This window comes from Leptospira levettii, from assembly GCF_002812085.1.
In the GTDB taxonomy this organism is placed as follows: Bacteria; Spirochaetota; Leptospiria; order Leptospirales; family Leptospiraceae; genus Leptospira_A; species Leptospira_A levettii.
In genome coordinates this window covers 190,013-202,568 of sequence record NZ_NPDM01000001.1, presented here as the reverse complement: position 1 = coordinate 202,568, position 12,556 = coordinate 190,013, and the positions used below count along the sequence as shown (strand labels likewise).

Here is a 12,556-nt window from a genome sequence, read left to right as displayed (position 1 = left end):
TATAATACCTAAATAGTGGATAAAAATACTCGAATCCCTGCTTCCGAATATTCTTCCCAATCTGTTTGAAAACTTCGAATTTTAGGAATTTCTGGATGGTTCCAAATTTCAGCCCAAAATTTTGGAACAACTTCTTCTGGCGGTCCAGGTTGGATTGCAAAATAACGACCGTTCTGTGGTGTTATATGGATTAATTCCATTCCTGGGAGTGGTTTTGTGTTTGGATCCACAGCATAACCTAACAAGAAATCATACGCACCATTTTCATCCGATTCATAAGAAGAATATACAGCAAAAAGAGGATCTATCTTCCGTAACATTTCCATTTTTTTAGGAATGTCCTCTTTATAAAATTTCGAGTAAGTGGCTGGAATTTTGACTTCTGCATCTCCAGGTGCATTGGATGTTCTAATACGAAGTCCCATAACCGTAAATTTTTCTGTTTGAACAAGTGGTTCTGACAAATTAGCCATAAGGAAATGCTTTTTGTTTTCCAAAAAAACGCAATCTTTTCTTCTATAATGGTTTGACTTCCCACTCTCTTCTGTACACATGGTAATTACTCCTGGTGATTATGGAGAGAAGGCCATACCCGTTCCCATTCCGAACACGGAAGTCAAGCTTCTCATCGCCGATGGTACTATTGGGTTCGCTCAATGGGAGAGTAGGACGTTGCCGGGTTAGCACTCATAACGTAATAAAAAAAGCCAACCGAAAGGTTGGCTTTTTTGTGTACAGAAGAAAATCCATTGAGTGAACCCAATAGTAAACAAGATAAAATTGTTCGCGAAATGACAGACTTGCGACCCATAGGGAGCAAGGCTCGGACACTCGCCCGCGGAAGCGGAATAGCGAGTGGGGGTGGAAGTAGGACGTTACCTCTGTTAGCACTCATAACGTAAGATAGAGCGTTCACGAAAGTGAGCGCTTTTTTTGTTTGTAGGGCGTAGTGTGGGCTGGCTGCCGTCCGCGACTCGCAAGTAGCGGTCGTTTGCCTCAAAAAAAGAGCAAGGTGTCCTAGCTCTATTTTTTCCGGCATTGTTGCCGGGTAGATTTTGAATGGATAGTATAGAGAGGAAAAGCCGGATTACGTGGTTGGCTTTTTTTATGTGCATAAGAGTATCCTCTCAGTGGACACAATCGTAGATTGAAAAAATTCAGCCAGAGTAGCGGTGGAAGTAGTAATGGTTGTTTGCTTCTGTAAGCCAAGGTTTTTAATCAAATTTCGTTTTAAAAATCACTTCCAAAACATAACGGTAGTTTTACTTTGTTCCAATTCTGTAAAAAAATATGAATCAAAGTGTTTATTTCCGATGTTTCATCTTCCTATTTTTCCTTTCTAGTGTTTTGTATGGCCAAGATAATTCACAAACACCTGACGGACCCATGCCGGATAAACCGAAATACCGATTTGTTTCCATCAATCCAGGTGTCACATTGGAAAGTGTTTCGTTATCCATCCAAGGTAGAAATCGAGATGCATTGATGGTCCAAGATGATCCAGGCAGGGTCTCTTGGTTATTGGATGTTAAATCTCCTGAATACCAAATTTCACAATACTTTGGAGTGAATTTACTGCTACATAATTCCAATTTTTATCTCAATCGTCAATCGATCCCAAAAATATTTTCTAAATCAGCTTCTGTTGAATCTTCCTCTTCCGAATCGGATTCATCAAGTTCCGATGGAGATTCCATCTCTTCAAAAAGTAATAAGGTAACAGAAGATGTAGGTACCGATGTAGAAGGAAGTTATTCAATGTTAGTTCCCATTTTTTATATCGGGAATCCTGATACCTTTCGATTAGGATTTGGTATGGGTCCTGCACATGTTCGGCTTCGAGGGAATGTCGATTTTAAAGATACTGCTTCTAATTTACTCATTGCCTTTTCTGGACCAGGTCGAAATTCATTTTTAAATAATTTATGTGCCTACCAATTTGTATCAGGAAATTTAAATCCAAATTCGGATCCAACACTCAGTTATCTAGTCGCAAATCTTTCCTCTGGAAACAATCTTGAGTTAGTTGGTTATTATCTTGGAAGCCAAGGTTTATTACGACCAGATTCTACTGCTTTGGCAGCATACTTTAGCGGACGTTTTAATGCAGTTGAATCTCTTGCCATCAGTAGTCTTATGCGTAACCAAGTCAGAGTGAACTCAGTAGCAAAATTTGCATTTATGATGTATTTAGAATCGCCTCCATTTTTAGGACTTAGAGCAAGAGTATCATTCGGTGGTCCCATTGTAAAAGAAAATGGATATTCTTATGAACTTAGAACCTTTCACCTCGCATTGTACATGCCAATTGAGTTTTAATCCAAAGAGATTCGTGATTCTTTGAATGGATTGGTAAAAAGTGATTCATGATTGACCAAGTAGATCCTACCCTCAATCGATAATTCGCTGAGGGTAAGATAAACTTTCATTCATTAAAATACAGCACTTAAGCCAATAAAATAGAACATCCCATCGGAAGGTAAAATTCCTGGTCCAGGGTATCCTCCCGCACGACGAGTAAAATACATTTGGTTTGTCATGTTGTTAACTCCTCCTCGAAGAGAGAAGTTTTCGTGAAAATTCCAAACAAACGTAAAGTCTCTCACTGTATAGGAAGGAATGAGGCCAATTTGTCCATTCGCTGTAGCAGGTCCAGTATTGGCAGCATCAGCATATGTTGCGCCCGTATAACTAATCAAATACGTGAAACTCAAGATATTTTTGTAATGGTAAGTGACTCCATAACGATGGATTTGTGAAGGGGCGTTTTCTACAAGTTTTCCAACACGATAAAAGTTTTGTGCATTCGTTGGATTTGTGAGTACACGTGGATCTTCCCAACGGATATAACGAGCATTTACATTTGCACTCGATGTGAATAAACTAAAGGATCCGTATGGTTGTGATTCAGTTAGTAAAACAATTGGATCAACTTCTAAGTATGCTTCTACCCCTCTGTGTAAAGAATCGCCCACATTCGTTTGGAAGTTGGCTTGGCCAGGGAGAAGACCTGGAAGTTGGCCAACCCGATTGTTATAACGAAGTTCAAAAACACTCATGTCAAACTGGATCCATTGTCCAAATTTCCCACGGTATCCTGCATCTGCATTATAACCCGATTGGTCTTTTAAGTTAGGATCAACTTCATTTAAGGTAGCAGTTGGTGCAAATAACTCGGAATAGACGACTGGCCGAAACGCTCGTGAATAATTTGCATATAAATTTGTTGTTTTTGTCGTTTGGTATTGAGCACCAAGTCCATAAAGAACCTGTCTTTGTACGCGTTCCATTGGTTGGATCATACCACCAAAGGGTTTTGAAGCGCTAGGTATTGATTCATTGACTCGGCCTGAAGCTGTGGATCGAATCCATTCATATCGTACACCAGGAGTAAGAGAAAGTGAATCAGTGATACGAAATAGATTTTCAACAAATCCTGCGTAATTTAATGTTGAGAATTCTAAATCAGCAATCCTACAATTTCTTGTGCCATCATAACATACTCCAGTGAAATTGGTTTCCCTTAGATCAAATTTAGTTCCAGTTGTTCCATTTGGATTTCTGAATCGATCTGTATTTCCATTAAAATACCTACCACCGAATGATAGAGTATGAGTTCGTTCCAACAAATCGTAGTTAATGATCTGTCTTGCTTCCATCCCATAATTACGATATGTATCTCTATCAATTTGCCTTGGACTATATTCTAAAGTTCGAGGTTGGATTGGGTCCGTAACATTTGCTGCCGATACAACTCCAACTGAATTTCTTTCGCCGTAAAGGCCAAAGATTTTAACATTGGTCCTGGCAGTTGGACTTTGTTCATAATCAATGTTCATGGCTGGAACATTCCAAGGTGCACTGAACCAGTTTCTTGTCCTTCCTGATTGCCTTGGGTCGATTCGAAATTGTTCATCGGTGAGTCCACCAGCTTGTTGGCTTAAGTACGTTGACTTTGCCATTTCCATTGATATCTTCAATTTTTCGGAAACTTTATATGCCAAATTCACAAATCCATTTTGGACATTGTATTGTGAATTTTCTCTCCATCCATCAGAACTACGGCCTTGGTAAAAAACAAAATAACTCCAATCTCCCACTGTCCCACTAACAGAACTATACTGGTTGAGAGTGTTGAAAGAACCACCGGTTGTTTTCGTTTCCACTTTGACTGGCTTTGTCGGGTCTGCTTTTTTCACCACATAATTGACCATTCCACCAAATTGAGGTCCATATTGTAAAGCGCCGGCTCCTCTGATGATTTCTACTTTTTCAAGAGCTTCCAAAGGTGGGTTAAAATAAGCTTCTGGGTAACCAAATGAATCTGAGGCGATGTCATGCCCGTTCATTCGGGTGTTAAATTCCCAATTTCGATTAGGAGACAATCCTCTGGCACCAATTCCTGGTTGGATCCCACTCCCATCATTTTCCCAAATGGTGATGCCAGGAACTTTCGCATACACCTGACGAGTGTTTCCCATTGCTAAATTCCCATTTACTTTATCTAATCGAATGACTTCGTTTTTTTTACCTGAATAGATATTTGTGCCTTCTACATCTCCGAGAAATTCACGGTCTGTATCTTTTTTCCCTTTGACCCGGATGGTAGGTGTTTCTTCCTTCGCTTGCACTTCGACTTTTGGTTCTTGGGTCGGTTGTGATTTTTCATCCTGAGAAAATAGGAGGGTTGGAACCATTAAAGTGAAACATAAGAAGAGTAGGTGATTCCCTTTCTTAGCCTGAGTTTTGTTCTCAATTTCATTTAGCATGGAACCATTCTTTTTTTGAAAGCATCTCAATCCAGTTTTTTTTTTACAAAGTTACCTTCTTTGTCTGGGGTATGAGGATTCGATTTTGGAAAAAGAATGTGAGGGAGGATGCAACGACCGAGAAACAAACAAACGTCGGGATAGAAACTTTCTAAAATTTCCTTGAGTGGTTGCCTTTTCATTTGTTATTGGATGAGAGAGGTAATTCTATTCATGAAACGAACATTCGTTTTTCTTTTGGTCCTGTTTTCTCTATTGACCACTTCCGTTTATGCCCAAGGAAAAGTAGAAGGTAATACATTACGAGTCAAAGGTGGTTTGTTTTTAGGTAGCCTTCGTACAGATTTAGAAAAAAGAAATTTCTATAATGATATTGTTAGGACCGAATATAACCAGGAATGGCAGAACAACCAAGGGATAAGTCTCATCAATGATTGGGGATTTGATTATTTCCAATCGATCAATGCTGGTATTCTTTCGAATCTATTTGTGGGCCTTCATTTGAATCGATTTGTGAGAGGGTATGAATGGAATTCTTTTTATTCTACTGGACTTGGTATCAAAGACGCTGACTACCGATTCCTTTATTCCGATATCAATTTTGGAGTGACTCTATCTCCTACTTCCAATTTTCGCATTTTGCCAAAGTATGTGTTACGCAGTATGAGCCAAACAATGGAAGGGTCCTATTTAGGAATTGGTGCTCCCGCTTATCTTGGACAAGATACAAAAAATACAACCGGCACTTCTGGTCTTCTAGGCGTTGGATTCGAATTTGATTTGAATGATAGAGCAACGTTATTTGCTGATTTTTTACTTTTTGGACCATTTCTTCTGAACTCCACAGGTTCGTATAGTTCGGAACAATTCCGAGTTTCCAATGCAGGTGCCTCATTCAATTACGCTAATGGTGGTTATACGTTTAACTCTGAAAAATTAAGTTTTGGAGCAAGCATTGTTGTTGTTCCTAAATTACGTTTATTCTTAAGTTTTGAAAGAGAGTATATGAATGCCAAAGCACAAAGTCCAATTGCTCTTAGTTTTGATGGGAATCAATTCTCTACACTTGGCACGTTAATGGAATTTGTTTCCGCCACTGCCGAACACAGAATTGAAGTTTCAGGCCTAAAATTTGGAGCCACTTACGATTTAAATTTGTAACTTTTCTTCTATAAAGGTTTGACTTCCCACTCTCTTCTGTACACATGGTAATTACTCCTGGTGATTATGGAGAGAAGGCCATACCCGTTCCCATTCCGAACACGGAAGTCAAGCTTCTCATCGCCGATGGTACTATTGGGTTCGCTCAATGGGAGAGTAGGACGTTGCCGGGTTAGCATTCATAACGTAATAAAAAAAGCCAACCGAAAGGTTGGCTTTTTTGTGTACACAAGAAAATCCATTGAGTTAACCCAATAGTAAACAGAAAAGATTGTTCGCGAAATGACAGACTTGCGACCCATAGGGAGCAAGGCTCGGACACTCGCCCGCGGAGCGGAGAAGCGAGTGGGGGTGGAAGTAGGACGTTGCCTCTGTTAGCACTCATAACGTAAGATAGAGCGTTCACGAAAGTGAGCGCTTTTTTTATGTACGAATCAAAATCCATTGAGCAGTTTGCATTGGTTTCGAATGCAAGATCATCTGCGAGTAGGAGGAGTTTTGAATGGATGAAAATCAATGTTAAGAATCGCCTCCATTCGTTTTCCGATAGGGATTCCTACTAATTTTCAAAGGGAAACCAATTGTTTGATTGTGATTGATAAGATTTTTAAGGAATCGCTTGCACTTTTATAAAAATCTACCGTATATTGATGTACGATGGATCATAACATTCCGAAGGAAGCTTACTCTTCACTCATCCTTCAATACTTTTATGATGCCGTCATTGTAACCGATTTGGATTTTCGCATCACCAGTTGGAATCTTTCTGCAGAAAGGATTTATGGCTACAAAGTAGAAGAAGTTCTCGGGAAATCAACAGTTGATATCTTACAAACGATCATGTTGGAAAGTGATCGAGAAACGAGTATTGCGCATCTCAAGTCGACTGGCATCTGGCAGGGTGAAGTGTTTCAATCTGCAAAAGATGGTTCCAAATTAAAAATACGGTCTGCTGTTAGTTTTTTAAAAGACAAAGATGGCAATACGATCGGTGTCATTGCCATCAACAGAGATATAACCGAACAAAATAAAATCCAAGAAGAACTCGCAGAAAGTGAAGAAAGATTTCGCATGAGTTTTGAAAATGCGGGAGTTGGAGTTTGCCTTCTCGACTTAGATGGTAAGTTTTTGCGTGTAAATAAGAAACTCCAACTGATGTTGGGTTATAAGGAAACGGAACTATTAGGCCGAGCTTCCAAAGATTTTGCTTATAAAGAAGACCAGAATATTTTTTATCAATACCGAGAATCAGCACTCAAAGGAAAAGATGTGGATGTGGTTTATGAAAAACGCTACATCTCAAAATCCAATCAAGTTTTATGGATCGAAATTTCCAATTCACTTGTTCGGGATCGGAATGGTTCTCCATTGTATTTTGTAGTTCACTTTAATGATATTACAGATCGAAAAAATGCGGAATTACATTTATTACAGGCAAAAAAAGAGGCGGAACGTGCAAACCAAGCCAAGTCAGATTTTGTAGCAAATATGAGTCATGAAATTCGAACTCCCTTAAATGGAGTGATCGGTTTTAATGAATTACTCATGACAACGAAATTAGATGCAGACCAAAAAGAATACGTAAAAAATGCAATCAGTAGTGCACATGGTTTGTTAGGCATTATCAATGACATATTAGATATCTCTAAAATTGAAGCTGGCAAACTAGTGTTAAACGAAACAGTTTCAAATTTGAAGCACATCATAAAAGACTCGCTAGGTGTACTCCAATGGAAGGCGAAAGAAAAAAATATCCAATTGGAATTTATAGAATCAAATCAATTACCAGAATGGATTGTTGTTGATGCAACCAGACTTAGGCAAATATTGATTAACCTGCTTGGAAATGCTGTCAAATTTACCGAAAAGGGAAGTGTAACATTAAAGATTGAGCCAGAGTTAGTTGGGAATGAGAAAATGAATCTTAAATTTTCCATTCAAGATACAGGAATCGGAATCCCAGAATCACACAAAACTAAAATTTTCCAATCGTTTTGGCAAGGAGAGTCCAATTCCACACGTCGTTTTGGTGGGACTGGTCTTGGGCTTCGTATTACTAAATCTCTACTTGAACTAATGGGTGGTGAGATCGAATTTTCTTCTGTGGAAGGGAAGGGAACGGAGTTTCGTTTTTCGATCGAAACTTTCATTCTGAAAAATGCGAATGTCACTGAAGAAAAGAATGAAAACTTCCAGAGAGAAATTTGGGAAAATATAAACCAGTCCAAACTTTGCGAAGTGACTCCTAGTATCCTCATTGCCGAAGACAATTTGATGAACCGGGACCTTTTAAAAAGAATGATATTAAAATACATTCCAAACGCTAATTTATTGGAAGCTGAAAATGGGGTTGATGCTGTTCGAATGGTTAGCGCAAAAAAACCAGAAATGATTTTTATGGATGTTCAAATGCCAGAAATGGATGGATTGGAAGCAGCGACAATCATTCGAAATGACAAATCTAACCAACAAATCCCAATCATAGCTTTGACTGCTGGTGCACTCTACGAAGAACGTAAAAAATGTTTTGATGTTGGTATGGACCATTTTTTGACCAAACCGATTGATATTTTGGCTCTCAATCAAGTCTTATACCATTATTTGAATCCTTCCAAACTCGAATAGAGTAGCAAAATCTTTCTTGTTTCGTCATTTTGTCCAAAATGAGACGATTTCCTTTTTTAGCGTATCTTGGTCCTGGTTTATTGTATGCTGGAGCAGCCGTGGGTGTTTCCCATTTGGTCCAATCCACTCGAGCTGGAGCGGTATATGGGTATGGATTGCTCGCAGTCGTAATATTTGCCAATTTTATTAAGTATCCCTTCTTTGTTGTGGGAACAAAATATACGATCGTAACCGGAAAATCATTGTTAGATGGTTATGAATCTTTGGGAAGATTACCAATCTGGATTTTTTTCCTTATATCCGTTGGAACCATGTGTATCATTGTCGCAACAGTAACGTTAGTTACATCAGGTTTATTTTCTAACTTACTTGGTTTAACAATGGAACCATGGATGTTGTGTGCGATCATATTAACATTTTGTTTTTTACTATTAGCAATCGGTAAATTCCAAGCATTGGATGGACTGATGAAGTGGATTGTAGTGCTACTCACAGTGGCAACAATCGTCGCTATGGTTTTATCCTTTTATGCAGACATCCCAAAACAAACAACAGAAGGGAAATCGTTTTCATTAGGAAACTTAGCTGATGTTGCCTTCTTAATTGCTCTGATGGGTTGGATGCCCATTCCGATTGAAGCTGCTGTATGGCAATCTGATTGGACACTTGCTAAAAAAACTCCAGATGGAAAATTACCCCCAATGAAATATGCCATGATTGATTTTAACATTGGTTATATTGGAACTACACTTCTTGCTGTTTGTTTTTTGGCTCTTGGTTCCAATATGATGTACAACACAGGTATGGAATTTTCTTCACAAGCAGTTGGATTTGCTTCTGAGTTGGTTAAACTGTATACCACTGCCATTGGATCTTGGTCTTATCCCATTATCTTGGTTGCGGCTTTTTTTACCATGTTTTCAACAACTTTAACATGTTTTGATGCATACCCACGTGTTGTATCCAATGCAAGCAGACGATTGTTCCCAACTTTGCAAAAGTTTTCGACAGAAAAATTGTATTGGTATTGGATTTTACTCGTTGGGATTGGCTCAATTTTTATCCTACTTTTTTTCCGAACCAATATGAAAAGTTTAGTCGACTTTGCGACAACAGTCTCCTTTTTAAATGCTCCGATACTTGCATTGATCCATCATTTAATATTGTTTGGAAAAGAAATTCCGAAAGAAGAAAGACCAAAACCTTGGATGAATTTATTGTCTTGGTTTGGGATTTTGTTTTTGTTTGGATTTTCCATCTATTATGTCAATATTACTTTTTTCTAATTAAACTGATATGGAGAGAGAAAAAAAATATTCGATATTTTTTTCTCTCACACCCATACTCTACTTAGTTGTATCTATTTTATTTTTTAGGTATGTATGGATTGTATCATACCCTCATCCTTTGGCTTTATGCCTTGCTGGTTGCCTTGCATACTTACAAAGGTTACATCATAAATTTGTTTTTTTACACTCAGCCTTTCGTAAAAATTTACTCTCAGTATTCCCTGCAATGGAGATTTTATTTTTAGTAGGGTTACTCATCGCATCATGGGCATACTCTGGTGTATTACTCACGATGATGCAAATTGGTACAATTCTTATTGAACCAAAATTATTTTTACCTTCTGTTGCGATTGTTTCGGCCATTGCTTCAATGGTTTCTGGTTCCTCTTGGACAACGGCAGGGACGTTAGGTGTTGCTCTTATGGGTGTTTCCAAAATCTGGGGATTCTCTGATGTGATGGCAGCAGGAGCGATCGTCAGCGGGTGTTATTTTGGAGATAAACTGTCTCCATTGTCGGATACAACGAATTTGGCATCTAGTTTAACGCACGTTCCTATATGGACTCATATACGGCATATGTTAAAGACTACATGTATGAGTTTTTTTTTGGCAGTTTTTTGTTTTTATCTTTTGAATTTATTTGTTTGGGATCCATCCCGAGAGATCGTATTGCCTACCGAGATTGGAATGTCGCAGTTACTCCAAAATAAAATCATCTTTTGGAAATTAATCCCTGTTTTCCTCGTATTTGGTTCTTCCATGTTCCATTTACCAGTGCGTGTCTCTTTCTTACTCGGTATCGTTTCTGCTTTTTTATTTCCCATCCTGGAATCTGGAGTTTCGTTTGAAATGTTTCGGTCTCTGGTTTGGGGTTACAAATCTCAAACAGGGAATCTCACATGGGATCAATTTTTGAGTGGTGGCGGAATTGTTTCAATATTACCTACAGAAATTTTGATCGTAAGTGCGGTTTGGTTTGGGGCGGTGGTAGAAGGTTATGGGTATCTCAATGAAATCCTACTGCAAATCAAACGATGGGTTAAAGATCAATATGACATTTTATTATCAACGATGGGTGTTTCTTTTTTACTGAATTTAATGACTGCAGACCAGTATCTTTCCCTTGTGATCCCCGCCCGTGCATTCCGAACGCTAGCGGTTGAAAAACAAATACCTGAAAAAGACATTTCAAGGGCATTAGAAGACTCAGGAACCATTACTTCTCCCTTAATCCCATGGAATAGTTGTGGGGCATTTATGGCATCTTCATTGGGAGTTTCCGTCGTGAGTTTTTTACCATTTGTATTTTTTAACTTAATCCATGTTTTCCTCTCTGTTTCGATTTTATTGTATAAAAAAATTAAATTAAAAAGTTCATAATTTAACATCTAATTTTCATTCTAATCGATTGTAACGAATGTTAAACATCAAATTGTAGTATTCATTGTTTCCTTGTTTCGATAAAAACTTTGGCTATGTTACCAAAGATATTAGATGAAAAAATTTTGCCGATGATCAGCCAAGCAAGGATCACAAATGATCTTGGACTTGTAAGAGAATATTTGCCAATTTGGATGGTTGATCGATTGGCCAAAAAAAGAAACATCTCAGAAGATGAAAGTTCTGAAATGGTCGTTACCATTTTAGAAGTATTTTCTAAAATGTGGATTTTGAGTTTAAAATACCAACTCACTCATGTTTTGGGATTTTTTGTCACTTATATCTTCAACCAATACAGAAATCGTTTTCGCAATTCAGAAATTCCTGAAGCAGGGGAATTGTATTTACAACTTTGGAATTACTCAAACCCAGCCAATGAGGAAGATCCAATGGAAGAAAAAGTAGAGATTCTAAAATCAAATCTAGAAAAACTCCCTATCTTTACGGCTTTAGTCCTTTCCTTACAATTCGATTTACCCATGAAACAAAATCTAAAACAATTCCTCTTATGGAAATTGAGGGAAAACCAATCGGATGAGAATTTATTTTTTTCAGAATGGGAAGAAAGACGAAATCTACATCGCCAATTGCTTTTACGACTCACTTCTATGATCACACGTTACACAAGAAAATTATATGAAACTACGGACCCAAAACGAAGGGATTGGTATGGGAAACAGAAAAAAATTTGGATGTTACGTAGGACAAGAGCCTTCGATCGAAGTTTTTTTTCAGAAAGGGAGATTGCCAAATGGCTTGGCATCACAAGAAAGGCAGTTCGCAATCATTTGTCACAAGGAAAACATGAACTTAGGAAAGTCGGCAAAGATTTATTGCACTATGCATAAAAATTTGCTTTACATTCGGTAAATTCGATTGATGCTTATGGCAACACCACCTTCCGAAGGGTTATGAAAATCAAAGTTACTAGTAAAAACGACGTGCACATCATTAAAATTGAAGGTGCCATCAAAGCCGGAAATGAGTTCGAGTTGTCTGAAAAGATTGAACAGTACATCAAAAAAGGCCAAGTCCCCAAATTCATTATTGATTTGAAAAAGGTTCCCTTTATCAATTCTGCTGGACTGGGAACGTTTCTGAACATCTACAAACACATAGATGGACTGAATGGACGTCTCGTTTTTGCGAACTTAAATTCCGATATCGAAAACCTGATGGAAATTACCAAACTTTCCAGTGTGTTTGAGATATACAAAACTCTGGAAGAGGCTGAAGACTCCTTCGAATATTAAATCTTAGAGGCGATTCTT

General features: G+C 38.1%; 9 protein-coding genes and 2 rRNA genes. 9 read left to right on the top strand and 2 right to left on the bottom strand.

Translation table 11 applies throughout. The annotated features are described in order from the left end of the window. Positions 1-8: 8 nt before the first annotated feature. Positions 9-473, bottom strand: a complete 465-nt coding sequence (locus tag CH354_RS00865) for a GyrI-like domain-containing protein (RefSeq protein ID WP_100726457.1) — start codon at positions 471-473, stop codon at positions 9-11. A 91-nt stretch (positions 474-564) separates the two neighbouring features. Between CH354_RS00865 and rrf (CH354_RS00860) the strand changes: the two genes are divergently transcribed. Beyond that, positions 565-681 (top strand): 5S ribosomal RNA (gene rrf, locus CH354_RS00860). A gap of 609 nt (positions 682-1,290) precedes the next feature. Further along, positions 1,291-2,319: a hypothetical protein gene (locus tag CH354_RS00855; protein ID WP_100726306.1), complete on the top strand. Its 1,029-nt coding sequence runs from the start codon at positions 1,291-1,293 to the stop codon at positions 2,317-2,319. A 113-nt stretch (positions 2,320-2,432) separates the two neighbouring features. On the opposite strand, the gene CH354_RS00850 is transcribed toward CH354_RS00855, so the two are convergent. Next, positions 2,433-4,769 (bottom strand): TonB-dependent receptor family protein, encoded by a 2,337-nt coding sequence (locus CH354_RS00850; protein WP_100726307.1) that lies wholly within the window; start codon positions 4,767-4,769, stop codon positions 2,433-2,435. Positions 4,770-4,982: 213 nt separating this feature from the next. Between CH354_RS00850 and CH354_RS00845 the strand changes: the two genes are divergently transcribed. The 7 genes from CH354_RS00845 (at position 4,983) to CH354_RS00815 (ending at position 12,538) form a co-directional block, all read left to right on the top strand. After that, positions 4,983-5,930: a hypothetical protein gene (locus CH354_RS00845; RefSeq protein WP_100726308.1), complete on the top strand. Its 948-nt coding sequence runs from the start codon at positions 4,983-4,985 to the stop codon at positions 5,928-5,930. A gap of 56 nt (positions 5,931-5,986) precedes the next feature. Next, positions 5,987-6,103, top strand: a 5S ribosomal RNA gene (gene rrf / locus CH354_RS00840). A gap of 484 nt (positions 6,104-6,587) precedes the next feature. Next, the gene (locus CH354_RS00835) at positions 6,588-8,555 is read left to right on the top strand and encodes a PAS domain-containing hybrid sensor histidine kinase/response regulator (RefSeq protein WP_100726309.1); all 1,968 of its coding nucleotides are present in this window, start codon (positions 6,588-6,590) and stop codon (positions 8,553-8,555) included. A gap of 38 nt (positions 8,556-8,593) precedes the next feature. Then, positions 8,594-9,841, top strand: a complete 1,248-nt coding sequence (locus CH354_RS00830) for an NRAMP family divalent metal transporter (RefSeq protein ID WP_100726310.1) — start codon at positions 8,594-8,596, stop codon at positions 9,839-9,841. Between the two features lie 10 nt (positions 9,842-9,851). Next, the gene (locus CH354_RS00825; protein ID WP_100726311.1) at positions 9,852-11,225 is read left to right on the top strand and encodes a Na+/H+ antiporter NhaC family protein; all 1,374 of its coding nucleotides are present in this window, start codon (positions 9,852-9,854) and stop codon (positions 11,223-11,225) included. Between the two features lie 95 nt (positions 11,226-11,320). Further along, positions 11,321-12,133 (top strand): RNA polymerase subunit sigma-70, encoded by an 813-nt coding sequence (locus CH354_RS00820; protein WP_100716357.1) that lies wholly within the window; start codon positions 11,321-11,323, stop codon positions 12,131-12,133. Between the two features lie 63 nt (positions 12,134-12,196). Continuing rightward, positions 12,197-12,538 (top strand): STAS domain-containing protein, encoded by a 342-nt coding sequence (locus CH354_RS00815; protein WP_002989181.1) that lies wholly within the window; start codon positions 12,197-12,199, stop codon positions 12,536-12,538. The last annotated feature ends 18 nt before the right edge of the window (positions 12,539-12,556 follow it).